This window comes from Lentzea jiangxiensis, from assembly GCF_900104175.1.
Classification (GTDB): domain Bacteria; phylum Actinomycetota; class Actinomycetes; order Mycobacteriales; family Pseudonocardiaceae; genus Lentzea; species Lentzea jiangxiensis.
Genome location: NZ_FNIX01000017.1, coordinates 46,991 through 70,724, shown reverse-complemented (window position 1 = coordinate 70,724; position 23,734 = coordinate 46,991). Strand labels below are relative to the sequence as shown.

Annotated in this window: 21 protein-coding genes; 10 read left to right on the top strand and 11 right to left on the bottom strand. The window is 70.0% G+C overall.

Annotated elements, in window-relative coordinates; all coding sequences use genetic code 11:
- Positions 1-38: 38 nt before the first annotated feature.
- Entirely contained in the window at positions 39-1,838 is a 1,800-nt protein-coding gene (locus BLQ91_RS31305) for a Xaa-Pro dipeptidyl-peptidase (RefSeq protein ID WP_090102703.1), read from the top strand.
- A 174-nt stretch (positions 1,839-2,012) separates the two neighbouring features.
- Positions 2,013-3,047: a DUF4192 domain-containing protein gene (locus BLQ91_RS31300; RefSeq protein ID WP_090102702.1), complete on the top strand. Its 1,035-nt coding sequence runs from the start codon at positions 2,013-2,015 to the stop codon at positions 3,045-3,047.
- Here the strand turns inward: BLQ91_RS31300 and BLQ91_RS31295 are convergent.
- Genes BLQ91_RS31295 through BLQ91_RS31280 form a run of 4 tightly spaced genes read right to left on the bottom strand, consistent with a single transcriptional unit; the run spans position 3,017 to position 7,887 of the window.
- Entirely contained in the window at positions 3,017-5,014 is a 1,998-nt protein-coding gene (locus BLQ91_RS31295; protein WP_090102701.1) for a S9 family peptidase, read from the bottom strand. The two genes, BLQ91_RS31300 and BLQ91_RS31295, sit on opposite strands and share 31 nt — an antisense overlap.
- A gap of 6 nt (positions 5,015-5,020) precedes the next feature.
- The gene (galE, locus tag BLQ91_RS31290) at positions 5,021-5,983 is read right to left on the bottom strand and encodes a UDP-glucose 4-epimerase GalE (RefSeq protein WP_090102823.1); all 963 of its coding nucleotides are present in this window, start codon (positions 5,981-5,983) and stop codon (positions 5,021-5,023) included.
- A gap of 36 nt (positions 5,984-6,019) precedes the next feature.
- The gene (galK, locus tag BLQ91_RS31285; RefSeq protein WP_090102700.1) at positions 6,020-7,195 is read right to left on the bottom strand and encodes a galactokinase; all 1,176 of its coding nucleotides are present in this window, start codon (positions 7,193-7,195) and stop codon (positions 6,020-6,022) included.
- Complete coding sequence (locus tag BLQ91_RS31280; protein ID WP_090102699.1) at positions 7,192-7,887, bottom strand: iron-dependent transcriptional repressor DtxR; 696 nt, start codon at positions 7,885-7,887, stop codon at positions 7,192-7,194. Before BLQ91_RS31280 ends, galK begins: the two co-directional genes overlap by 4 nt.
- 78 nt (positions 7,888-7,965) lie before the next feature.
- On the opposite strand from BLQ91_RS31280, the gene BLQ91_RS31275 reads away from it, so the two are divergent.
- Positions 7,966-8,817 carry a sulfurtransferase gene (locus BLQ91_RS31275; protein ID WP_090102698.1) on the top strand — a complete coding sequence of 284 codons (852 nt, stop codon included), beginning with the start codon at positions 7,966-7,968 and terminating at the stop codon, positions 8,815-8,817.
- Between the two features lie 53 nt (positions 8,818-8,870).
- On the opposite strand, the gene BLQ91_RS31270 is transcribed toward BLQ91_RS31275, so the two are convergent.
- Positions 8,871-9,473, bottom strand: a complete 603-nt coding sequence (locus BLQ91_RS31270; RefSeq protein WP_090102697.1) for a hypothetical protein — start codon at positions 9,471-9,473, stop codon at positions 8,871-8,873.
- Between the two features lie 100 nt (positions 9,474-9,573).
- On the opposite strand from BLQ91_RS31270, the gene BLQ91_RS31265 reads away from it, so the two are divergent.
- From BLQ91_RS31265 to BLQ91_RS31245, 5 genes are all read left to right on the top strand, one after another.
- Positions 9,574-10,746, top strand: coding sequence for an acetoin utilization protein AcuC (locus tag BLQ91_RS31265; protein ID WP_090102696.1), 1,173 nt, complete (start codon positions 9,574-9,576; stop codon positions 10,744-10,746).
- 17 nt (positions 10,747-10,763) lie between these two features.
- The gene (locus BLQ91_RS31260) at positions 10,764-13,442 is read left to right on the top strand and encodes a bifunctional acetate--CoA ligase family protein/GNAT family N-acetyltransferase (RefSeq protein WP_090102821.1); all 2,679 of its coding nucleotides are present in this window, start codon (positions 10,764-10,766) and stop codon (positions 13,440-13,442) included.
- Positions 13,443-13,611: 169 nt separating this feature from the next.
- Positions 13,612-14,445: a glutamate ABC transporter substrate-binding protein gene (locus BLQ91_RS31255; protein ID WP_090102695.1), complete on the top strand. Its 834-nt coding sequence runs from the start codon at positions 13,612-13,614 to the stop codon at positions 14,443-14,445.
- Positions 14,446-14,476: 31 nt separating this feature from the next.
- Entirely contained in the window at positions 14,477-15,244 is a 768-nt protein-coding gene (locus tag BLQ91_RS31250) for a GntR family transcriptional regulator (RefSeq protein ID WP_090102693.1), read from the top strand.
- A 340-nt stretch (positions 15,245-15,584) separates the two neighbouring features.
- Positions 15,585-15,926: a hypothetical protein gene (locus BLQ91_RS31245; protein ID WP_090102691.1), complete on the top strand. Its 342-nt coding sequence runs from the start codon at positions 15,585-15,587 to the stop codon at positions 15,924-15,926.
- 92 nt (positions 15,927-16,018) lie between these two features.
- On the opposite strand, the gene BLQ91_RS31240 is transcribed toward BLQ91_RS31245, so the two are convergent.
- The 4 genes from BLQ91_RS31240 to BLQ91_RS31225 form a co-directional block, all read right to left on the bottom strand.
- Positions 16,019-16,588, bottom strand: a complete 570-nt coding sequence (locus tag BLQ91_RS31240; protein WP_143022900.1) for a hypothetical protein — start codon at positions 16,586-16,588, stop codon at positions 16,019-16,021.
- Complete coding sequence (locus BLQ91_RS31235) at positions 16,581-17,165, bottom strand: hypothetical protein (RefSeq protein WP_090102686.1); 585 nt, start codon at positions 17,163-17,165, stop codon at positions 16,581-16,583. Before BLQ91_RS31235 ends, BLQ91_RS31240 begins: the two co-directional genes overlap by 8 nt.
- Positions 17,166-17,236: 71 nt before the next feature.
- Positions 17,237-18,415: an RtcB family protein gene (locus BLQ91_RS31230; protein ID WP_090102685.1), complete on the bottom strand. Its 1,179-nt coding sequence runs from the start codon at positions 18,413-18,415 to the stop codon at positions 17,237-17,239.
- 10 nt (positions 18,416-18,425) lie between these two features.
- On the bottom strand, positions 18,426-19,103 hold the full coding sequence (locus BLQ91_RS31225; protein ID WP_090102683.1) for a hypothetical protein: 678 nt from the start codon (positions 19,101-19,103) through the stop codon (positions 18,426-18,428).
- 148 nt (positions 19,104-19,251) lie between these two features.
- On the opposite strand from BLQ91_RS31225, the gene BLQ91_RS31220 reads away from it, so the two are divergent.
- Both BLQ91_RS31220 and cpt read left to right on the top strand, forming a co-directional pair.
- Positions 19,252-20,571 carry an NAD(P)-binding domain-containing protein gene (locus BLQ91_RS31220; protein ID WP_090102681.1) on the top strand — a complete coding sequence of 440 codons (1,320 nt, stop codon included), beginning with the start codon at positions 19,252-19,254 and terminating at the stop codon, positions 20,569-20,571.
- A gap of 207 nt (positions 20,572-20,778) precedes the next feature.
- Positions 20,779-21,324, top strand: coding sequence for a chloramphenicol phosphotransferase CPT (gene cpt, locus BLQ91_RS31215; protein ID WP_245733934.1), 546 nt, complete (start codon positions 20,779-20,781; stop codon positions 21,322-21,324).
- Between the two features lie 71 nt (positions 21,325-21,395).
- Here the strand turns inward: cpt and BLQ91_RS31210 are convergent, their stop codons facing one another.
- Positions 21,396-22,898 (bottom strand): aldehyde dehydrogenase (NADP(+)), encoded by a 1,503-nt coding sequence (locus tag BLQ91_RS31210; protein WP_090102677.1) that lies wholly within the window; start codon positions 22,896-22,898, stop codon positions 21,396-21,398.
- On the bottom strand, positions 22,895-23,719 hold the full coding sequence (locus tag BLQ91_RS31205; protein ID WP_090102676.1) for an NAD-dependent epimerase/dehydratase family protein: 825 nt from the start codon (positions 23,717-23,719) through the stop codon (positions 22,895-22,897). Before BLQ91_RS31205 ends, BLQ91_RS31210 begins: the two co-directional genes overlap by 4 nt.
- Positions 23,720-23,734 lie beyond the last annotated feature (15 nt).

The window sequence follows — 23,734 nt, the reverse complement described above, 5'->3', positions numbered from 1 at the left end:
GCGATCCCTGTCTCTGGCTTCCGCATTGGGGGTGCCTCGTGAGGGGCGCACGAAGAGTCGCACTGCTGACCGCGGTGCTCGTTCTGCCATTCCTGCCCGTCACCGCTCAAGCCGCCGAAGGGCCCGTTTTCCAGGACGGCGAGGCCCAGCCCGTCTTCGACCCGAAAGACGTGGTGAAGGAGAGCCTCTGGGTCCGCGCCCCGGTCGACAGCGACCGCGACGGCAAGGACGACGAGGTCTACACCGAGGTCGTCCGGCCACGCGCCACCGAACGCGGCCTCAAGGTCCCGGTCGTCTACATGGTCAGCCCGTACTTCTCGGGCGGCAACGACGTCGCCAACCACAACGTCGACGTCGAGCTGTACGTGCCCGACAAGCGCAACGGCCGCCTGCTCAAGGCCAACTCCGACGAACGCATCACCGCCGCCCTCGGCCCCAACCCGATCACCTCCGGCCGCTACGAGGCCTACTTCATCGCCCGCGGGTACGCGGTCGTCTACGCCGAGTCCCTCGGCACCGGCAAGTCGACGGGTTGCCCGACGACGGGTGACGTCAACGAGACGATCGGCGCTCGTGTCGTCGTCGACTGGCTCAACGGCCGTGCGACAGCGCGGACCGCCACGGGCGAGGCCATCAAGGCCACCTGGTCGACCGGCAAAACCGGCATGATGGGCGTCTCCTACAACGGAACGCTGCCCAACGCCGTCGCCTCCACCGGCGTCCGCGGCCTCGAGGCCATCGTGCCGATCGCCGCGATCTCCAGCTGGTACGACTACTACCGCGCGGACGGCGCCGTCGTCGCACCCGGCACCTTCCAGGGCGAGGACGCCGACGTGCTGGCCGAATACGTCTACACGCGTGCCGACCGGGAGATCTGCAAGCCGATCATCGCCGAGATCGCCCAGGACCAGGACCGGATCACCGGTGACTACAGCCGGTTCTGGGACAAGCGGAACTACCTCAACGACGTCCGCAAGGTCCGCGCGGCCGTTCTCGCGGTGCACGGGCTCAACGACTGGAACGTCAAGATGACGCACGTCGAGCAGTGGTACTCGGCGTTGAAGAAGGTCGGCGCGCCGCACAAGATCTGGCTGCACCAGTCCGGGCACACGGACGCCGACACGCTCCGTTCGGCCGAGTGGCGGCGCACGCTGAACCGCTGGTTCACCCAGTACCTGTGGGGTCACCGCAACGGCATCGACAAGGAGCCGAAGGCGACGATCCAGCGCGAGGACAAGACGTGGGTCGACGAGAAGGACTGGCCGGCCCCCGGCACGTCCGACGTGCGGCTGCGCCTGTCCGCGGGCGGATCCACCAAGGGCGGCCTCGGTGTCCTGCCCGGCCGCGGCGTGGAGAAGCTGACCGACGACGCGACGAAGACCGCCGAGTCGTTGATCGACCAGGCGACCTCGCCGAACCGGCTGTCCTACACCTCGGAGCCGGCGCAGAAGCCGGTGCGGCTGTCCGGCAAGTCGACCGCGAACCTGCGTCTCGCGTTCGACCGGCCCGCGGCCAACGTGACGACGCTGCTGGTCGACCGCCGTCCGGACGGCACGTCGCACGTCATCACCCGCGGTTCGACCGACCCGCAGAACAGGGAACGGCCGGACAGGACGTCGCCGATCAAGCCCGGCAAGTTCTACGACGTCGAGGTGCCGATCGTGCCGGACGACTACGTCCTGCAGGCCGGTCACCGGCTCGAGTTCGTGGTGATCTCCAGCGACTACGACTACACGCTGCGCCCGAAGCCGGGCGCCGGACTGTCGCTCGACCTCGCCCGGACGTCGGTGGAGCTGCCGGTCGTCGGCGGCTGGCGCTCGGTGTTCGAGGCGTTCTGAGGTGTTGCCGTGCTCCGGTCGACGGGACCGGGGCACGGCAACCTAGCACCCACCCCTGACAGAACCCCGCTCCAGGGCGGTCCAAGATCTCGACCTGTCCACAACCGCTGAGTTGTCCACAACCTGGCGTCCACCCCGGCTCACCACCCGGCCCGCTCCGCCACAGTGAGCCCCATGCCCACAACCCTCCCGAAACCGATCCGGGTCCGCGATGCTGGCGACCTCTACGCCGCGATCCCGCACCTGATGGGTTTCCACCCGTCCGACTCGCTCGTCGTGCTGGTGCTGAAGGACGACCTGGTCAGCATGACCATGCGCGTCGACCTGCCACGCCCGCGACATAGGGGCTTCCTGGCGGCCCAGCTGGAAGGGCCGCTGCTCGACCAAGGCGCGACAGAAGTGATCATCGTGGTCGTGTGTCCGCCGACAGAGCACATGCCCGAGGAACTACCTCACGAACCGCTGGTCACTGCCCTCAGACACGGGCTGGGTGGCGTGGGCATCGACGTCGTCGAAGCCGTCTGGTTGCCGTCGTGCCAGAAGGACGCGAAATGGCTCTGCTACCTCGACATCGACTGCCACGGCACGCTGCCGGACCCCCGGCTGTCCCCGGTCGCCGCCGCGTCGGCCCACGAGGGCAACGTGACGTTCGAGTCGCGTGCCGCGATGGCGGCGATCCTCGCGCTTGACCCACCCGACGCGGTGGAGCGCAGGTCCGCGATGCTCGACGAGCTCATGACGAACTCGGCCGAACCCGATCCCGGCACCGAGCTGCGCCGCGTGAGCGACGCGATCGCCGCGGTGGAGAACCGCAAGGGTCCGTTGCGGGACGACGAGGTCGTCGCACTGGCACGGGCCCTGGCGATGCCCGACGTCCGGGACGCGAGCCTGGGCTTCGCCGCCCAGGCCAGGTCCCGTCTCGCCGAACGCCTGTGGCTCGAGCTCACCAGAGCCTGTCCGGCGCCGGAACGTGCGGAGGCCGCGTGCCTGCTCGCGTTCTACGCCTACCAGCGCGGCGACGGCGGAATCGCGTCCGTCGCCCTCGACGTGGCCGATGAGGCCTGCCCCGGTCATTCGTTGAGCAAGCTCATCAGGGCCGCCGTCAGCGCCGCGATCCCGCCCGCGGAGATGCGGGCGCTGGCCGTGAGGTACATGGACAGCGCCCGCCAGTTGCTCGCTCAGAGCAGTTCGGGTCGCTCCCAGCCCTGATCCAGCACGTGCTCGGCCAGGAACGCCCACACCGTCTCGTACCAGACCCGAGAGTTGCCGGGGGTGAGGATCCAGTGGTTTTCGGTTGGGTAGTAGAGGTACTTCGCGGTCACCCCGTGGCGGACGAGGTCGAAGTACAGCCGGTGCCCCTCACCGATCGGAACCCGGTAGTCCTTGTCCCCGTGGATGACGAGCATCGGGGTCTTGATGTCGGCGACCCGCAGGTGCGGGGAGTTGGCCTGGATCCGCTCCGGGTGGGTGAGGGGGTCGCCCATCTCCCGCATCCAGAAGTAGGAGCTGTCGGTGCCGCCGGAGAACGCGTCGAGGTGCCAGAGGGACGCGTGGGTGACGATCGCCCGGAACCGGTCGGTCTGGGTGGCGATCCAGTTGACCATGTAACCGCCGAACGACCCGCCCATGGCGGCGGTCCGGGAGGCGTCGATGTCGGCTCGCTCGACCGCGACGTCCGTGATGGCCATCAGGTCGGTGTAGGGCTCGGCGCCCCAGCGGCCCCAGCCGGCCTTGATGAAGTCCGGCCCGTACCCGGTCGAGAGGGCGGGGTCGGGCAGCAGGACGGCGTAGCCGCGAGCGGCCATGAGCCACGGGTTCCAGCGCCAGGTCCAGCCGTTCCAGCTCATGACCGGGCCGCCGTGGACCCACAGCAGGAGCGGGGCGGGGGAGTCGGCGGAGGCATCCTCGGGCAGCACCAGCCAGGAGCGGACGGTCCTGCCGTCGGCGACGACCGTGGAGATCTCGGTGAGCGTGCCGGGCACCGACGCGAGGGCACCGGGCGCGCGCAGCCGTTCCGGGTTCTGGTCGGTTCCCTCGCAAGCGAACCGCACGGGCTGTGGCGGGTGGTCGACCGAGTTGCGCAACGCGTACAGCGTCTTGCTGTCCGGGCTCACCACCAGATCGCTGTAGTAACCGGTCACCGTCAGCTTGGTGACCTCGCCGGTCGCGAGATCGAGCCGCCAGACCGGCTGGTGCCCGAGGTGGCTCGCGGTGAAGAACACCGCCGACCCGTCCGGGCTCACCACCGGGTGGTCCGGCTCCTCCTGGAAACCGGGCGCCAGTGGCGTGATCGAGCCCTCCGCCAGGTCGATGCGCACGAGGTCGCGCCGGTGTGGGGAGTCCGGAGTGGACTCGCGGTACCGGATCGCGATCACGGCGGCCGAGTCGGGCGTGAACGTCGCGCCACCGAAGGAGAAACCCTCTTCGGAGGCGATGGTCCGCGGCGCGCCACCGCGGGTGGCGACGACCCGCAGTTCGGTCCGGCGACCGTAGGAGGGGCTGACGTCGACGTCGTGGCCGAAAACGGCCCACTTCCCGTCTGGGCTCAGCTCAACGTCCTCGTCGCTGAGCCTGCTTTCGGCGTCTTCGCTGAGAGCGGTGACGGTGCCGGCGTCCGCGAGAGGAGCCGCGAACAGGCGTGGGTAGGTGGGACCGAGGTCCGCGTCCCAGTACCGGATCGGGTACGACTCGTGCAGGATCGCCGTCACCCCGGCGTCCTCGCGTGCCTTGCGCTTGGCGTCGTCCTCGTCACCGAACTCCGTGAAGCGGTGCGCCGACGACGTGAACAGCACCGTCTCGCCGGCGGCCCGCACCTGACCGACGCCGCCGCCCGGCCGCAGCACCTCGGCGGCCTCGCCGTGGACGGGAAGACGCCACAGCGCCTTCTTGTCCTGGGACTCGCCCGGCTTCGCGAGCGGGTCCGGACGGCCCGACAGGAACAACAACGACCCGTCCGGCGCGAACACGGGGGAGGAGTCGCCCTTGGCGGAGCGGGTGAGCCGGACGGCCTCCCGCTCTCCGGTGGGGTCGACCTCCCAGAGAGCGCCCTGCCACGTCTTGCCGTCCGGGGCGAGCGTGGAGACGACCGTGACGAGCCGGGTGCCGTCCGGGGACAGCGCGAGCGACGCGAGCCGTGGGGTGGCGTTGTAGCTCTCGAAGGAGGCGAAGTCGGTCATCCCGGCTCAGGCTCCGTGCCGGGCGCGGGTGAACTCCCACGCGTCGCGGACGATGCCGGTGATGTCGGCGCGCTCGGGCTTCCAGCCGAGCTCGGTGCGCGCCCGCTCCGCGGAGGCGACCAGGACGGCGGGATCGCCGGCGCGCCGGGGGGCGACGACGGCGGGGATCGGGTGGCCGGTGACCTCGCGGCAGGTGTCGATGACCTGCTTGACGGAGAAGCCGGTGCCGTTGCCCAGGTTGTAGATCCGGTGCTCGCCCGCGGTGGCGTTCTCGAGCGCGAGGAGGTGGGCGTCCGCGAGGTCCAGGACGTGGATGTAGTCCCGGACGCAGGTGCCGTCCTCGGTGGGCCAGTCCTCGCCGTAGATCGAGATGTGCTCGCGCTGCCCGAGGGCGACCTGGAGCACCAGCGGGATGAGGTGGGTCTCGGTCGCGTGCCGCTCGCCGATGCTGCCGTAGGCGCCGGCGACGTTGAAGTACCGCAGGCTGGTCGCCGCCAGGCCGTGCGCGGCGGCGTACGACGTGATCGCGTGGTCGATGGCCAGCTTGGTGGCGCCGTAGGTGTTGGTCGGCGCGGTCGGCGCGGTCTCGGGGATCGGCACCTCCCGCGGCTCGCCGTACGTCGCGGCAGTCGAGGAGAAGACGAGCTTCGGCGTGCCGTGTTCCTTCATGGCGTCGAGCAGGCGGACCGCCGTCAGGACGTTGCCCGTCCAGTACTTGCCGGGGTCCTGCATGGACTCGCCCACCAGGGACTTCGCCGCGAAGTGCAGAACGCCGTCGAACCCTTCTGCGAGGACATCGCCGATGACCTCGGCGATGTCACCCCGGATGAAGCGCGCTCCCGAGGGGACGGCGTCCTCGTGGCCGGTCGAGAGGTCGTCGAGGACGACCACCTCGTGCCCGGCTTCGAGCAGCCTGGCAGCGCACACACTGCCGACGTATCCGGCCCCGCCCGTGACGAGCAGCTTCACCACAGTCCTCGCATTCCTGGTCAGGATCGTTCTCTGCTACCGGTCCCTGCCCGCGCCCGCGGACGGAACCGCCGTGAAGAGCCTCGGCCGCGTGAGCGAGCGCGAGGCGAAGCCGGTGAGCACGGACCGCTCGACCTCGTCGTGCCTTTCGACGGGCACGAGGGCGATGGCCGAGCCACCGAAACCGCCGCCGACCATCCGGGCACCCAGCGCGCCGGCCGCCATGGCGGAGTCGACGGCGACGTCGAGCTCCAGGCAGGAGACGCGGTAGTCGTCCCGCAGGCTCGCATGGGAGCCGGAGAGCAGCGGTCCGACGTCGGCGAGTTCGCCCGCGCGGAGCAGCTCGACGCTGCGCAGGACCCTGTCGTTCTCGGTCACGACGTGCCGCACCAGCGGACGCAAATCTTCGGGCAGTCGGACGAGCGTCTGGTCGAGCTCGGCGATGTCGACGTCGCGCAGAGCGGGAACGCCGAGGATTTCAGCGGCGCGCTCGCAGCCGGCCCGCCTGGCGCCGTAGCCGCCGTCGACGAGCGCATGGCTCGCGCGCGTGTCGATGACCAGGACCTCGAGCCCGCTGGCAGCCGCGTCGAACGCGACCTGTTCCGGCTTGCCCGAGCGCACGTCGTAAAACAGGGCGTGCGCTTCGATGCAGCACAGCGATGCGGTCTGGTCGAGGATGCCGGTCGGCGCGCCCACGAAGTCGTTCTCGGAGCGCTGCACCCAGCGCGCGATGTCCGGCCGCTCGGCGTCGACACCGGCGAGGCCGAGCAGGGCGAGCGCGACGGCGCACTCCAGGGCGTGGGAGGACGAGAGTCCGGCGCCGGCGGGCACGTCGCCCGCGATGACGAGGTCGGCTCCTCCGGTGACGGCGATCCCCTGCTCCCGCAGGGCCCAGGCGACTCCGCCGGGGTACGCGGGCCACCCCTTGACGGTGCCGGGGGCTAGGTCGGCCACCACGACCGGGTCCGCCTCCTGCAACCCACCGTCGTCGCCCATCGTGCTGACGGTCATCACGCCGTCGGCGCGGGGAGACGCCGCGACCGCGATGCGGTGCGGCAACGCGAACGGCAGCACGTAGCCGTCGTTGTAGTCGGTGTGCTCGCCGATGAGGTTGACGCGGCCGGGAGCCGACCAGACCCCCTCGGGAGCGCGTCCGTGCAGGCGCTGGAACGCCTCGGCCGCCTTCGCCGCCGGTGCCGTCGACTGGGTCACCGGGCGAGCACCAGGACGGCGTGGGCGACCGCGGGGTCGAGTTCAGCGGAGTTGCCGTTGCCGCCGCGCACCTGGACGACCTTGGCGCCGGCGAGCGCCTCGACCTCCACGGTGCCGCCGGGCACGACGCCGGCTTCCTTGAGCTCGGCCATGAGGTCCGGGTCGAGCTGGACGTGCTCGGCGATGCGGCGCACCTCGACGCGGCCACCGCCGCGGCGGGCCACCTCGTCCACGCGCACCAGGTCCGCCTCGGCGGGCGGGGCCGGCTCGCCGTCGCCCAGCTTGTCGAGTCCGGGGATCGGGTTGCCGTAGGGCGAGGTGGTCGGGTTGCCGAGCAGCTTGACGAGCTTGCGTTCGACCGCTTCGCTCATCACGTGCTCCCAGCGGCACGCCTCGCTGTGCACGTGCTCCCACTCGAGCCCGATGATGTCCACGAGGAGGCGCTCGGCGAGCCGATGCTTGCGCATGACGGCGATCGCGAGGTTGCGGCCCTGCTCGGTGAGCTCGAGGTGGCGGTCCTCCGCCACGATGACCAGGCCGTCGCGCTCCATGCGGCCGACGGTCTGGCTCACCGTCGGTCCACTTTGGCCGAGACGCTCGGCGATGCGGGCGCGCAGAGGTACGACGCCCTCTTCTTCGAGCTCGTAGATCGTGCGGAGGTACATCTCCGTGGTGTCGATGAGGTCGTTCACACCCGCTCCCCTTCGTATGGTGTCGATGGTAGTCGTGCCGGGGGACACAGGTGTCCGCGCGGGTGCAGGATGTGAGCCGTGCATCCCTTGATCACTCCTGAGGCCCTCGCCGACGCGCTGCGTGCGCAGCCGGCCACCGTCGTGCTGGACGTGCGGTGGCGTCTCGGCGGACCACCCGGACGCCAAGACTACGAGGTCAGCCACGTGCCCGGTGCGGTGTACGTGGATCTCGACATGGAGCTGTCCGCCCCGCCCGGTGCGGGTGGGCGCCACCCGCTGCCGGATCCGGAACCGCTGCAGGAGGTGCTGCGGCGTGCGGGCGTGCGCGAGGGCGGTCGGGTCGTCGCGTACGACGCGGGAGACGGTTCGGTCGCCGCGCGGGTGTGGTGGTTGCTGCGGTGGTCCGGGTACGGCGAGGTCGCGGTGCTGGACGGCGGGTTCGCCGCGTGGGAGGCCGCCGGGCTGCCGGTGACCGCGGAGGAGCCGCCGGCCCTGACCGGCGAGGCGGCCGGAGACGTCGTGGTGCGGCCGGGGCAGATGCCCGTGCTGGACGCGGACGGGGCGGCGGCCCTCGCTCGGGACGGTGTTCTGCTCGACGCGCGGGCGGCACCCCGGTACCGGGGCGAGACCGAGCCGGTGGACCCGAAGGCCGGGCACGTTCCGGGGGCGCTCAACGCGCCCAGCACCGGGCACGTCGGTCCGGACGGGCGGTGGCTCGGCGCGGCCGAGCTGGCCGCGCGGTTCGCCGAGATCGGGGTGACGGGAGAGGCGGCTGTCGGTGCCTACTGCGGGTCCGGCGTGACCGCCTCGTCCGTCGTACTCGCGCTGGAGGTCGCGGGGATCACGTCGGCCGGGAAGCCGGCGGCGTTGTACGCCGGGTCGTGGTCCAACTGGTGTGCGCTGGACCGGGAGGTCGCCACCGGCGGCTGATGCCGACTGCTGCCTGACTGCTGCCCACGCCGTCGCCTGACGGCGTGGAGCGGTCAGGCGTTGGGGATGCGGTTGAACCCCTCGGTGGCGAGCTTGAGGGCCGTGCCGCAGGTGTCCAGGTCGTCGATCGCCAGGACGCTCACGGAAAAAGCTGGGGTGATGACGGCCGGGTCGTCGGTCAGCATGACGGTGACCTGGCAGTCCTCCTTGGAGGCGGCGACCTGCCACGCGGTGTTGCCGCCGATGTCGATCTGCTTCTTCTCGCCCTCCTGGTCCACGACGTCGGGGATCGTGACCAGCTGCGTGATGACGGCGGACGGGTTGGTGACGGTGTGGATGCAACCGCCGTCCGCCGAGGACTTGCCGCCGGTCGCGGCCTCGATGTCGGCGGGCTTGAGGACGCCGCAGGTCTCGAGGCCCGTCGCCTTCTTCTTGGTGCCGATCTTCACGTCGCCCTGCTTCGGGGCCGTGGGGGCCGTCGGCTTGGACGGCGTGGCACTTCTCTGCGGTTTCCGCGACGTCGTGGAGGGCGCGGTGGACTGCTCCACGGCTTTCGGGTCGGGGGAGGCCGAGCCCCGGACCTGTTCCGCGCAGCCCGTGGCGGTGGCGAGGGTCAGGCCCAGTGCGAGGAGGACGGCGGCTGGTCGCAGGTGCATGTCGCCTCTGACCCCTGTTCGGTGAGATCGGTTCCGGGGTGGTGGTCCCGGGTTCGTGGCCGGAGGTGCGCCGACGGGGAGCGACTGTAGGTTGCTGGACATGGGTAAGCCAGCCGCGGTTGTCTGGGACAGGTCCTTCCTCGGGTACGACCTCGGTGGCGACCATCCGCTGAACCCGGTCCGGCTGGACCTGACGGTCCGGCTCGCGACCGCACTCGGAGTGCTGGACGGCGTCGAGCTGCGGGTGCCGGTGCCCGCCGGTGACGACGAGATCGAGCTCGTGCACAAGCCCGGCTACCTGAGCGCGGTGCAGGCGGCGCCGACGGCGGGGTGGGACGTCGGGCACGGGCTGGGGACGGCGGACAACCCCGTGTTCGAGCGGATGCACGAGGCATCGGCGCTGGTCGTCGGCGGATCGCTGGTGGCGGCCCGGGCCATCGCGTCGGGGGAGGCGGACCGGGCGGTCAACATCGCCGGCGGCCTGCACCACGCGATGCCGGACAACGCGGCCGGGTTCTGCGTCTACAACGACTGCGCGGTGGCCATCGAGTGGTTGCTGCGCAGCGGAGTGGAGCGCATCGCGTACGTCGACGTCGACGTGCACCACGGAGACGGGGTGCAGACGGCGTTCTGGGACGACCCGCGGGTGCTGACGGTGTCGTTGCACCAGCATCCGATGAGCCTGTGGCCGGGGACCGGGTGGGCCGGCGAGGTAGGCGGCGCCGGCGCCGAGGGGAGCGCGGTCAACGTGCCGCTGCCCGCCGGCACGCGCGACGGCGCGTGGCTGCGGGCGTTCCACGCGACGGTGCCCGCGCTGCTGAAGGCGTTCCGGCCGCAGGTGCTGGTCACGCAGTGCGGGGTCGACACGCACAGGGAGGACCCGCTCGCGGACCTGTCGCTGAGCGTGGACGGGCACCGGGCGATCTACCAGGCGTTCCGCGACATCGTGAACGAGCACGGGTACAAGTGGCTCGCGCTCGGCGGTGGTGGGTACGAGCTGCTCAGGGTGGTGCCGCGGTCGTGGACGCATCTGCTGGCGACGGTGCTGGACCGCGACGTCGACCCGAACCGGCCGTTGCCGGCGGAGTGGGTCGCGCATGCGACGCAGATCGCACCCGAGTGGCCTCTGCCTGCGTCCATGACTGATGGATGCGACCCTGGGTACCAGGCGTGGGGCGGCGACGCGGAGCAGCCGGTAGACAAGGCGATCCGCGACACGCGCCGTGCGGTGTTCCCGTTGCATGGGCTTGACCCCGACGACCCCAGGGACTGACACAAGTGCCGGACAACGTGCCGAAGGACGTCCCGACGGGCGTCTCCAACGACGTTCCGAAAGACAGCACCGACGACGCGGCCAGGGACCCGTTCGACTTCCCGCGGCGCTGGGAGGCGGACGTCGTCCTCAGCGACGGCGGCACCGTCCACCTGCGGCCGATCACGCCGGCCGACGCCGAGGAGCTCCGGGAGTTCCACGGCCGGCTGTCCGAGCGGACGCGGTACTTCCGCTACTTCGGGCCCTACCCGCGGATCCCGCGGCGCGACCTCGAGCGGTTCAGCACCGTCGACCACCACGACCGCGTGGCGCTCATCGCGTTGCTGGGCGACGACATCGTCGCCGTCGGCCGCTTCGACCGGCTACACCACGGCGACAGCGCCGAGGTGGCGTTCGTCGTGCAGGACGGGCACCAGGGGCGCGGGCTCGGCAGCATCCTGCTCGAACACCTCGCCGCCGCGGCCAGGGAGGTCGGGCTCACGCGGTTCGAGGCTGAGGTGCTCGCCGAGAACGGGCAGATGGTCCGGGTGTTCCGCGATGCCGGCTACCAGGTCAGCAGGGCGTTCGAGGAGGGGGTGCTGCACCTGGAGTTCGCGATCGACCCCACCGACGAGTCCGTCGCCGTCGCCAGGGCCCGCGAACAGGCCGCCGAGGCCCGCAGCGTGCACAACCTGCTGCACCCGCGCAGCGTCGCCGTCATCGGCGCCTCGACGGATCCCACCAAGATCGGGCACGCGGTCCTCAAGAACCTCCTCGAAGCCGACTTCAACGGTCCCGTCTACCCCGTCAACGCCGAGCATCGCGCGGTGCGAGGCGTACGGGCCTATCCGACCGTGCTCGACATCCCCGACGACGTCGACCTCGCCGTCGTCGCCGTCCCTGCGGCCAGCGTCGACGAGGTCATGGACGGCTGCCTGGCCAAGGGCGTGAAGGCACTTGTCGTCGTCAGCTCCGGCTACGGCGAGACGGGACCTGACGGTCTGTCTGCCGAACGCAGGCTCGCGGCGGAGGCGAGAGCGCACGGCATGCGCGTCGTCGGTCCGAACGCACTGGGTGTGCTCAACCTCGACCCGAAAGTCCGTCTCAACGCGAGCCTCGCCCCGCAGCTGCCGTCGCGGGGCCGCGCGGGCTTCTTCTGCCAATCCGGTGCCCTCGGCACGGCCATCCTCGCCAACGCCGCCGGTTGGGGCCTCGGCCTGTCCACGTTCGTCTCGGCGGGCAACCGCGCCGACGTCTCCGGCAACGACCTGCTGCAGTACTGGGAGACCGATCCGGCCACCGACGTCGTCCTGCTCTACCTGGAGTCGTTCGGCAACCCGCGCAAGTTCGCGAGGCTCGCGCGCAGGCTCGGCCGCACCAAGCCCATCGTCGCGGTGAAGTCCGGCCGCCACGCCGTCGTGCCCGGCCTCGCCGCCACGGACGCGAAGGTCGACGAGGCGAGCGTCCAGGCCCTGTTCGAGCAGGCCGGCGTGATCAGGGTCGACTCGCTGGCGCAGCTCTTCGACACCGCGCTCCTGCTGGCCCACCAGCCGCTGCCCGCGGGCAAGCGCGTCGCCGTCGTCGGCAACTCCACCGCGATCGGCCTGCTGGCCGCCGACACGCTGCTCGCCCAGGACCTCGACCTCGCGGGCGACCCCGTCGACGTCGGTGCCCAGGCCACGCCGGAGGAGTTCGCCAAGGCCGTGAAGGAGGCCCTGGACCGTCCGGACACCGACGCGCTCGTCGTCGTCTTCGTGCCCCCGATCGCGGTCCCCGGCGCCGCCTACGCCCGCGCCCTCAAGGAGGCCGCGCCCAGCACGAAACCGATCGTCTCCACGTTCCTCGCGGTCGAGGGCATCCCCGACGAGCTGAAGATGCCCGGCAAGGGCTCCATCCCGAGCTACGCCAGTCCCGAACGCGCCGTGCTCGCGCTGGCACGCACGGTCCGCTACGCCCGCTGGCGCGCTGCCCCGCAGGGCACCTTCGTCCGGCCGGAGGGCATCGACACCGAACGGGCGAGGTCCATTGTGGACTCTCCGGCGTCCGAGGTCCGGCTCGACGACCACAAGGCCGTCGCACTGCTGGAGTGCTACGGCATCGACGTCGTCCCGTTCCGCATCGCCTCCAGCGAGGAGGAAGCCGTGGAGGTGGCGGACGAACTCGGCTACCCCGTGGCGATGAAGGCGACCAGCGAGCGGTTGCGCCACCGCACCGACCTCGTCGGCGTCCGGCTCGACATCGCCCAGCGCGAGTCGGTCAGGGCCGCCTACCACGACCTCGCGGCGCTCTCCGGCAAGCCGGGCGTGTACGTGCAACGCATGGCGCCCAAGGGAGTCAGCTGCGTCCTCGGCCTCCAGGACGACCCGAGCTTCGGCACGCTGGTCTGGTTCGGACTGTCGGGTCTGGTCAGCGACCTTCTCGGCGACCGGGCCTACCGGGCGGTACCCCTCACGGACACCGACGCCGCGGAACTCGTTGCCGCACCCAAGGCCGCGCCTCTGCTCACCGGGTATCGCGGCGACGAACCAGCGGACCTGAAAGCACTTCAGGAACTGGTACTCCGTTTGGCCGCGTTGGCCGAGGACCTTCCGGAGGTGCGGTCGCTGAAGCTCGAGCCCGTTCTTGCTTCTGCCGCAGGGGCTTTCGTCAGCAGTGCCCGCATAGTGATCGGCCCGCCCCCGTCCCTGCACGACGCCGGTCCGAGGCGTCTGCGCTAGACCCGCGCCAGTCTCGGCGCTGAACTGTTACAGCAACGATTCCGTTGTTTTCATTCGCTCCCAGGTATGGACATGCGTCCTGCCGCCGCTTAGGTTTCCCGCATCGCCCAGCAGCGCCGACCCTGGTGCGCGGGCGCACGCCCGTGGAATAACGCTCTAAGAGGGACGAATGACGCCGAGAGCACTTCTCCGCCTGGCGGCGACAACAAGCGCGGCCGTGCTCCTGCTGGCCTCGTGCGCGGGTGGTGACGCGTCCACGATGGCAGGGAAGGTCGGCTCGAGCGACCGCATGGTCATCGCCGTGTCGTACGACCAGCCGGGACTGTCGGTGCGCAGGCTCGACGGCAGCTACCGCGGTTTCGACATCGACGTCGCCAAGTTCATCGCAGGCGAGCTGGGCGTCAAAGAGGAGAACATCACCTGGAAGGAGGCGCAGCCCGGCAACCGGGAGACGCTCCTGACCAGCGGTGAGGCCGACATGGTCGTCTCCACCTACTCGATCACCGACAAGCGCAAGCAGATCGTCGACTTCGTCGGCCCGTACTTCGTCGCCGGCCAGGACCTGCTGGTGCGCATGAACGAGAACCGCATCGAGGGCCCGAAGTCGCTCAACGCCAGCCTGAGGCTCTGCTCCACCGCGGGCTCGACCTCCGCCGAGTACGTGCGCGACCAGTTCGCGAAAGACGTGAAGATGGTCGAGTACGCGAAGTTCAGCGACTGCGTCACGGCGCTGCTCGCGGAGAACGTCGACGCCGTCACCACCGACGACGTCCTGCTCGCGGGCTACGCCGCCCAGAACCCCGAGCTGCTGCGGGTCGTCGGCGACCCGTTCAGCAAGGAGGAGTACGGCGTCGGCCTGCACCGCGACGACCCGACGAGCAAGGCGAAGGTCCAGGCCGCGCTGCAGAAGATGATCGACACCGGTGCCTGGCGCAAGTCGCTCGAGGTCAACATCGGATCTTCCGGCTACAAGATCCCCGACCCGCCGAAGCTGTCGTCCTGATCGCACGGGGAGTCACGTAGGCTCACGCCACGTGAACCGCGTCCCGCCGCACCGTGCTGATCGACCCGTTCGCGCGGGCATCCCAGAACACGGCCGAGTCCCGCGCTATTACGCGGTCAAGGCCGAGCTGTTCGACCTCGTCGAGACCCTCGGCGAAGGCACCGTCCTGCCGTCCGAACGCGAGCTCGCCGAACGGTTCTCCGTCTCGCGCGTCACGCTGCGCCAGGCCGTCAGCGAGCTGGTGCTCGAAGGCAAGCTGATCCGGCGCCAGGGCAGCGGCACGTTCGTCGCGCCGCCGAAGCTCGTCCAGCCGCTGTCCCTGGTCAGCTACACCGAGGGCATGCGCCGTCAGGGCGTCGAGCCGAACCGCACCGTGATCACGGTCGAGGAGCTCGGCGCCGACGAGGGGCTGGCCCGCGACCTCGCTCTCGACCCCGGCGACCCGGTCGTGCACCTGGAACGCGTTCTGCTCGCCGACGACGAGCGCATCGGCCTCGAGTCGACTTATCTGAGTCTGGGGCGTTTCCCGGACCTGCCGGAGAAGCTCGACCCCGCCGGCTCGCTCTACGCGTGCCTCACCGAACGGCTCGGTGTGCGGTTCGCCGAAGCAGAGGAACGTGTCGAGACGGTGCTCGCCACACCCCGGGAGGCGCTGCTGATCGGCACGAACCCCGCGCTGCCGATGTTGTTGCTGCACCGCGTCTCCTACGACGTCGGCGGTCACCCGATCGAACGCGCCCGGTCGCTGTACCGGGGTGATCGGTTCAGCTTCGTCGCGAGGCTCCACGCGGACCGCTGAAGCATTCGTCCACAATGGAACTGGCGTGCTCTCTTCGCCGTCAACGGAATGCACAGCGGCATTCCTTTCGGACCCCAACGGTTTCGTGATTTCGGGGCGTTGCACAAGCCGCGCACTTTGCGTGACCCACCCGGCGCGTCCGGGCGGCTGACAGCGCCGCGCACCGCGCCGGAATGCACGTCCGGCGGCTCGGAGAAGTGACTGCGGGTCACCGGAAACCCGTGCGGGCTCAGGAAGATACCGCCCGTTCGCACTCGTTCCCCGCTCAAGTCGCGGAGGTACTGTTGTTCTCACGAACTTCAGGACGTCCGCGAAGGCGCGGAGGAGCGGGGGGTGTGCCGTGTCCTTCAAGGCGGAGTTCCTCGCAGAACTCGAGGACTGCCTGCGCGGCTACGGCGCGGTTCCGGTGAGCAATCCCGACGCACTCGCTCTGTTCATCGAGTTCGTGCGGGGGCTTCCGGCCACCGACCGGGGACTGCGCTGCCTTGAAGGTGTCGACCAGGGGTCCGGGTCGTTCTGGAACAACCCGGCGGTGTGGTGGGAGCAGGTGCCGAGGTTCGGCGCGGGACTGCCGCGGTGCGGCTCGGAGGAGTGCCGCAAGCTGCTGGACGACATGCTCGACGAGGCGATCAGCGACGAGATCGACGTGCTGGAGATGGAAATCCGCGAACTGCCCAGCTGATCCGGGCGTGGTTCGCCAGTCGTGAGACTTCTGGACATGCCTGCCGGCGCCGCCACCTGTTACGGCCACGGCGCCGGGGCTTCCAAGAGCACTTACTTGACGGAGACCAGTGACCTGAACAATTCCCGATAACGGTGGAGAGCCAGTCGCAGGTCCTCGGTCTGCGGATCACGGTTTCCCTCGAGTTGCTGGGTGAGGGAACGGTGCCGCGTGGTGAGCTCCTCGAGCGCCCGCGTCACGAGCTGGTCGGCCTTGTGGACGGCCGCCTTCGGGTCGTCGACGAACTCGTACTGCACCGCCTGCCACTCGTCCTCGAGCCTGCCGACCGGCTGCTGCCCGGATCGCGGCTGTTCAGTGCGGTGGTGCTCGGCGCGCTGCTGTTCAAGACGCGGCTGCTCGGAACCCGCGTGCTCGCCGTGCGTCTGCTCGGCGCGGGTCTGCTCGGTGCGCGTCTGGTCGCCACGGGCCTGGTCGGTGCGCACGTCTTCCCGGCGCTGCTGGTCGTGGCGCTGAGTCTGCTGCGGCATGCGGTCGGTGTGCGTGACGCGCTCCTCGACGTGTCGCTCCACCTGCGCTGCGCGCTCACCCTGCGGGGTGCGCTCGGCCTGCTGCGGCCGGGCGGGGGTGGGAACTCCAGCGGAGTGGGTGGGGGCCTCAGACATCGGTCTTCTCCTTCCGCGCGGCTTCCCGGTCCGTGTGCGGCTCGGCGCCGCGTTCGAGCAGGTCGGTGAACAGCTCGCGGTAGTGGACCATCGCGGTCCGCAGGTCCTCGGTGCTCGCCTCCCCGATCTCCTGGCGTTCGGAGATGTCGTGCGCCTTGCGGTAGTGCTCGAGCGTCCGCGCGTGTTCAACGGACAGAACGCTCAGCTGCGCCTCGTAACCCTCCGTGGGATAACCGCGCTCCGCCATCAGATCGGTCACGAGCCGGTCCGCGTCCGCGATCGCGCTCTCCGGCGAATCGACGAACTTGGCCTGCACGTCGGCCCAGTGCCGGCGGTAACTCTCCTGCGCCGTGGGGGAAAGCGGCTTCAGGTCGAACTCGCTGTGGCGTTGTTCCCGCTCGGCGAGCTCCTTCTCCGCGGCCGATCTGTTGTCGCTGTGCTCGACCACGCGGTCGTACTCAGGGCCGAAGCGGTCGCGCAGCTTCTTGCGCTGCATGGCGGGCCTCAGCACAAGAGCGAGGATCACCAATGCCGCGACAATCGCGACCGCCACGCCGATGATGGCGCCCGTTGACATGGAAAAACCTCCAAGACAGGCAAACTCTCTGGCTGTCCTGGAGGCTTTCCGGTTCACTCACAAGGGAAACATCACCCCTTGATGCAAACCACCTGCTTGAGCTTCGCGACCACCTCGACGAGGTCGGCCTGGTTCGCCATCACGGTGTCGATGTCCTTGTAGGCGCCCGGGATCTCGTCCACGACGCCGGAGTCCTTGCGGCACTCGACACCACTTGTCTGCTCGGCGAGATCCTGCGCGGTGAACGTCTTGCGGGCCTTGTTGCGCGACATCTTCCGCCCGGCACCGTGTGACGCCGACTCGAACGACTCCGGGTTCCCGAGCCCGCGCACGATGTACGAGCCGGTGCCCATGGAGCCCGGGATGATGCCCAGCTCGCCCCGTCCCGCCCGGATCGCGCCCTTGCGCGTCACCAGGACGTCCTCACCGAAGTGGTTTTCCTCGCTGACGTAGTTGTGGTGGCAGGAGATCGGCTCCTCGAACACGACGTGCGGGAAGTCGGCGCGCAGCACGTCGCAGACCAGGCGCAGCATGACCGCACGGTTGCGTCGCGCGTAGTCCTGGGCCCAGTACAGGTCGTGGCGGTACGCCGCCATCTCCGGCGTTCCCGAGAGGAACACGGCGAGGTCCGGGTCCGGCAGCTCGGAGTTGTGCGCGAGCGTGCGCGCCACCGAGATGTGGTGCTGCGCCAGCTCGTTGCCGATCCCGCGCGACCCGGAGTGCAGCATGACCCACACCCGCTGGTCCTCGTCCAGGCAGACCTCGAGGAAGTGGTTGCCGCCGCCGAGCGTGCCCATCTGGTGCATCGCCTTGTCGGCGCGCGCCTTCACGGCGGGCGTCAGGTCGTCGAACTTCCTCCAGAACGTTCCCCAGTCGGACGCGTCCCTCTCGGTGAAGGCGGTCGCCTTGTGCTGACCGAACCCGACGGGAACCACGGCCTCCATGCGCGACCGCAGACCGCGCAGCGTCTCCGGCAGGTCACTGGCCGTGAGCGAGGTGCGCACGGCGGCCATGCCACAGCCGATGTCCACGCCGACGGCCGCGGGGGAGACGGCGTCGCGCAGCGCGATCACCGAACCCACCGTGGCGCCCTTGCCGTAGTGCACGTCGGGCATGACCGCGACGTGCTTGAACGCCCACGGCAGCGAGGAGATGTTCTGGAGCTGTCGCATGGCGAACTCCTCGACCTCGTCCGGTCGAGTCCACATGCGGATGTCCACGTTCTGGCCGCGGACCAACGTTGCTGCCATGACATCGAGGTTAGGCGGCCTTTTGCCCGTTCCACAAAAGAGTTTCCGCCTCGGCGCCCACGAACTCCCAGGTGCCCTTGCGCACCTTCGCCCTGGAGACGTCCCCGCCGATCTTGGTGATGAACGCCCGCACGGTCGGCAGGTCGTCGACGCCGGCGATGAGAATCGCCCTGTCCTGCAACGTGACGCTGCCGCCGCCGAGCTTCTCGCGCGCGACCGCGTCCTGCAGCAGTCCCTCGCGAACCTGCCGAGCGGTGATGCCCTCGACCTCGACCTGGACGGCGTCGACCTCCGGCGAGTTGGCGTGCAGGAACCGGAACGTGAGCACCGACTCCTGGCCGAACCGCTTGGCGATGGTCGAGGCGGTGTGGCGGAGACTTTCCTCGTTCAGCGTGACGTCGAACTTGCGGGAGCGCTCGAACGTCGTCTGCTGCAGGTCGCTCGACCAGAACACGCCGTCGAGCAGCGTGGAGCGAGTGGTGACGCCACCGTTCGCCCGCACGATCCCCCGGACCTCGCGGTCGAACCGGATCAACCTGTCCTCCAGTCGCGGGTCGGCGGGATCGGTGATGATCGCGGTGTTGTTCGACGCGAAGATCTCCGGGGACGGCAGCGGCGCTCCCGCCGCCGTGCCCGTCGAGACCGCGAACGCCAACACCGACGTGACTGCCACGAGAAGATTTCGCATGCGCCACAACGTATGGGTCCGGAGTAGCCGGGTACACCCCGTTCCACTCCGCGGGCCGGTGCTTGTTCGTGCTGGTGATCGGTCGCCGGCTCACTGTTCGTGGCCTGGTCGTTGACAGGCGCAATGAACGTGAAAATACTTCAGTCCCATGGAACGCGTGTGCGTCATCGGGGCTGGTTCGTCCGGCATCGCCGCATGTCAGGTCCTCGGTGCCCGCGGGATCGAGTTCGACTGCTTCGAGACCGGGTCCGACATCGGTGGCAACTGGCGCTACCTCAACGACAACGGCATGTCGTCGGCCTACCGCTCGCTCCACATCAACACCTCGCGGCAGATGATGGAGTTCAAGTCGTTCCCGATGCCGCCGCACCTGCCGGCGTACCCCTCGCACTTCCAGATCGCCGAGTACTTCGACGACTTCGTGCAGCACCACGGGTTCCGCGACCGCATCCGGTTCCGCACCGAGGTCACGTCCGTCGCCGTCGCGCCGGGCGGGTACTCGGTGACGACGCGCGACCGAGACACGGGGGAGGAGGCCACCGCCACCTACCGGTCGGTGATCGTCGCGAGCGGGCACCACTGGTCGCCGCGGATGCCGGAGCCCGCGTTCCCCGGCACCTTCGACGGCGAGGAGATGCACGCGCACTTCTACAAGACGCCGGAGCGCTTCGCCGACAAGAAGGTGCTGGTCCTCGGTATCGGCAACTCGGCCTGCGACATCGCTGTCGAGTCCTCGCGCGTCTCCGCGCGGACGTTCCTCGCGATGCGCCGCGGCGCGCACATCATGCCCAAGTACCTGTTCGGCATGCCGACCGACCACCTGACGACCTCGCCGCTCGCCCGGTTCGCGCCCTCCTGGCTGCAGGCGCTGTCGCTGAAGGTGATGCTGCGGCTGGCGCGGGGCAAGCTCTCCGACTACGGTCTGCCCGAGCCGTCGCACGGCATCCTCGCCGCACATCCGACCGTGACCGACGACCTGCTGACCAGGCTCGGGCACGGCGACATCACCGTGAAGCCGAACCTCGAGCGGCTGGACGGCTCCGGGGTCGTGTTCGCCGACGGCTCCCGCGAGGACGTCGACGTGATCGTCTACTGCACCGGCTACAAGGTCGACTTCCCGTTCCTGCCCGCCGCCGAGTTCTCCGCCGTCTCGTCCGCGGACAACGACGTGTCGCTGTACCGGCGGGTCGTCGACCCGGGACATCCGGGGCTGTACTTCCTCGGGCTGATCCAGCCGCTGGGGGCGATCATGCCGCTCGCCGAGGCCCAGGCCGAGTGGATCGCCGACCTGATCACCGGCCGGGCCGCGCTGCCACCGGTGCCGGAGATGAAGGCGGAGATCACCTCCTACCGGGAGGGACTGCGGCGCCGATACGTGAAGTCCGAACGGCACACGCTGGAGGTCGACTTCCTCGGGTACCAGCGGGAGCTGCGGGAGGAACGACGAGCAGGCGCGGCCCGCGCCTGACGCACCTTTGCAATGAGTCTTTTGACTTCGTCCGCAAACGTTCTTTGCATGCGATTGGGTCAGGACACCGATATATCAGTTGTGGAAGGGCGTTGAACAGCGCCTTAGCAATGGGTCTTTGACGTCGTCCGCAAAAGACCCATTGCTAAGGGGTGTATGGCGAATGATGAGGGCTTGGGCGGCGGGTCGGCTGGGTACGGACGGAGCGTGGCGTCGAGTGCTCAGGTGATCGTCCTCAACGGCGGGTCCAGCTCGGGGAAGTCGGGGATCGCGAGGTGCCTGCAGGCCGTGTTGCCGGAGGCGTGGCTGGCGGTCGGGGTCGACACGTTGATCGACGTGATGCCCGCGCGGCTGCGGCTCGGGTCGGAGGGGATCGGGCTCGCGGGTGATGGTGAGGTCAGCGTCGGGGCCGAGTTCCAGGTGCTCGAGGACGCGTGGATGACCGGGGTCGCCGCGATGGTGCGCGCTGGGGCGCGAGTGATCGTGGACGACGTGTTCCTCGGCGGGACCGAGTCGCGGTCGCGCTGGGAGAAGGCGCTGGACGGGCTCGACGTGCTGTGGGTCGGGGTGCGGTGTGACGCCGACGTCGCCGCCGGCCGGGAGCTCGCCAGGGGTGATCGGGTCGCCGGGATGGCCGAGGCGCAGGCCGACGTGGTCCACCGCGGGCTGACCTACGACATCGAGGTCGACACCGCTCACGCCGAGGCCGTCGAGTGCGCGAGGGCAATCGCCGAGAAGATGCAGAGCGGCTGAAAGCAAGACGGGAACGATCGAAGAAAGCGGGGCCGCCGACCGTGCGTCGGCGGCCCCGTTCGTCCCACAGCTCAGTGCACGCCCAGCACACCGTCCACCCGGCGCGGGATTCCGAGCGGGTTCGCGTCCTTCAGCTCCGCTGGCAGCAGCGCGTCCGGCCACGACTGGTACGTCACCGGGGCGATCCAGCGGCGGATCGACGTGGCGCCGACCGACGTGTGCAGCGGGTTCGTCGTCGCGGGCCACGGGCCGCCGTGGTGCTGGCCCCACGCCACCGCGACACCGGTCGGCCAGGCGTTGAAGATCAGCCGGCCCGCCACGCGGCGCAGGACCTCGGCGATCTCACCGGCCTCCGCGTGGTCCGACTCGGCGGCGTGCACCGTGCCGGTGAGCGTTCCCGGCAGCTTCGCCAGCACCGAGTGGAGCTCGGAGGGAGAGGAGTACGTGACGATCAGCGCCGCCGGGCCGAAGTGCTCCTCGGTCAGCTTCTCGAGGTTCTGCTCGAACACCTCCACCGGCGTCGCGAAGAGCAGCGGCGCCACCGCCCACGCCTCGTCCGGGCGCGTTCCGGTCGACACCACGGACACGAGGTCCGACGCGGCCAGGGCGTCCGTGCCCGCCTTGTAGGAGTCGCACATCCGCTCGTTGAGCATCGCGCCGCCCGAAGTCGCCGCGACCGCCTCGCCCAGCGCGGGCACGAGCGACTCGGGTGCGAAGACCAGGCCCGGGTTCGTGCAGAACTGCCCGACGCCCATCGTCAGCGACTGCGCGAATCCCTCCGCGATGTCCGGGGTCGCCGCGCCCGGCAGGATCACCGTCGGGTTCACGCTGCCCAGCTCGCCGTAGAACGGGATCGGGTCCGGCCGGCCCTGCGCCAGGTCGAACAACGCCCGGCCGCCCCCGGTCGAGCCGGTGAAGCCGACGGCGCGCACCGCGGAGTGCTTCACCAGCGCGACACCCGCCTCGGTGCCGTGGACGATGCCGAACACGCCCTCGGGCGCACCGGCTTCGCGCAGGGCGTCCACGACGACCCTGGCGGTCTCGCGCGAGGTCGACGGGTGGGCCGAATGCGCCTTCACCACGACGGAGCACCCGGATGCGAGGGCGGACGCCGTGTCGCCACCGGCCACCGAGAACGCGAACGGGAAGTTCGAGGCGGAGAACACCGCGACCGTCCCGAGTGGACGCAGAACGCGCCGCAGCACCGGGCGCGGCGGGATGATGTCCGGGTTCGGCGAGTCCAAAGTGGCCTCGACGTAGCTGCCCTCGCGCAGCACCTCGGCGAACAGCCGCAGCTGGTTCGTCGTGCGCTTGAGCTCGGTCGTCAGCCGCGGCGTCCCGAGCGCCGTCTCGCTGTCGGCGGTCGAGACCAGCAGCGACGACTCGGCGTCCAGCGCGTCCGCGACCTTCTCCAGCACCACGGCCCGGTCTGCCGCCGCAACGACCGACCACGCCGAGAACGCCACAGCGGCGGCCGAGGCGATTCGATCCACCTCGCTGTCGGGGGTCTTCGCCACCGGTTCACCGAACGGCTCACCGGTCCGCGGGTTGTATCCCTGCACGCCGTGGCTCAACGCCCTGCCTCCTTGACTGCCGTGTCGAAATCGGGGCCGCACCAGGCCCCGCCCACGTACCTCGCCGCGGGCGACGAGGGGTTCAGCTCACCGTGCTCCTGCAGCACCTCGGCCGCGTACCGTTCCGAGTCGTCCTTCGGGTCGTACCCCAGCGCGCGGGCTTCGTCCAGCGAGAACCAGCCGCGCTTGTTGTCCGAGACACCCCACACGACGCGGAACCCCGGCGACGGAGCGGAGAGGCACGCCTCGAACAGCCGCGCGCCGTCGTCCGGCGACATCCACGTCGACAGCATCCGCACGTCCTTCGGCTTCTCGAAGCACGAACCGATGCGGATCGCGATCACGTCCATGCCGTAACGGTCGGCGTACAGCGACCCCAACGCCTCCATCGCCACTTTGGACACTCCGTAGTAGGTGTCCGGGCGGGGGAACGCGTAGTCGCCGGCCACGCCCTGAGCGCGCTCGACGAAGCCGACGGCGTGGTTCGAGCTGGCGAGGACGACGCGGCGCACACCGGCACGCCGCGCGGCTTCCAGCACCGTGTGCGTGCCGTCGACGTTGACCCGCAGGATCTTGTCCCACGACTCCTCGAGGCTGTGGCCGCCGAGGTGGATCACCGCGTCGACGTCCTTCGACGCGGCCTCCATCGCGGCCATGTCGGTCACCGACGCCTGGACGAGCTCCACGTTCTCGCCGTCGGTGGCCGTGGGGAGATCCGCGATGTCCAGCAGCCGCAGGACACGGCCCTCGGCCGCGAGGCGGGTACGCATGAGCGTGCCCACCTCGCCACCGGCGCCGGTGATCAGGATGCGTGCGGTCACGGGTTGGACCCTTCC

Excerpts from the sequence above, each read along its gene's own strand:
- BLQ91_RS31255 (WP_090102695.1), top strand. The coding sequence starts at position 13,612 with ATGACGCCGAGAGCACTTCTCCGCCTGGCGGCGACAACAAGCGCGGCC.
- BLQ91_RS31225 (WP_090102683.1), bottom strand. The coding sequence starts at position 19,103 with ATGCGAAATCTTCTCGTGGCAGTCACGTCGGTGTTGGCGTTCGCGGTC.
- BLQ91_RS31230 (WP_090102685.1), bottom strand. The coding sequence starts at position 18,415 with ATGGCAGCAACGTTGGTCCGCGGCCAGAACGTGGACATCCGCATGTGG.
- BLQ91_RS31235 (WP_090102686.1), bottom strand. The coding sequence starts at position 17,165 with ATGTCAACGGGCGCCATCATCGGCGTGGCGGTCGCGATTGTCGCGGCA.
- BLQ91_RS31300 (WP_090102702.1), top strand. The coding sequence starts at position 2,013 with ATGCCCACAACCCTCCCGAAACCGATCCGGGTCCGCGATGCTGGCGAC.
- BLQ91_RS31220 (WP_090102681.1), top strand. The coding sequence starts at position 19,252 with ATGGAACGCGTGTGCGTCATCGGGGCTGGTTCGTCCGGCATCGCCGCA.
- BLQ91_RS31295 (WP_090102701.1), bottom strand. The coding sequence starts at position 5,014 with ATGACCGACTTCGCCTCCTTCGAGAGCTACAACGCCACCCCACGGCTC.
- BLQ91_RS31270 (WP_090102697.1), bottom strand. The coding sequence starts at position 9,473 with ATGCACCTGCGACCAGCCGCCGTCCTCCTCGCACTGGGCCTGACCCTC.
- BLQ91_RS31240 (WP_143022900.1), bottom strand. The coding sequence starts at position 16,588 with ATGTCTGAGGCCCCCACCCACTCCGCTGGAGTTCCCACCCCCGCCCGG.
- BLQ91_RS31265 (WP_090102696.1), top strand. The coding sequence starts at position 9,574 with ATGGGTAAGCCAGCCGCGGTTGTCTGGGACAGGTCCTTCCTCGGGTAC.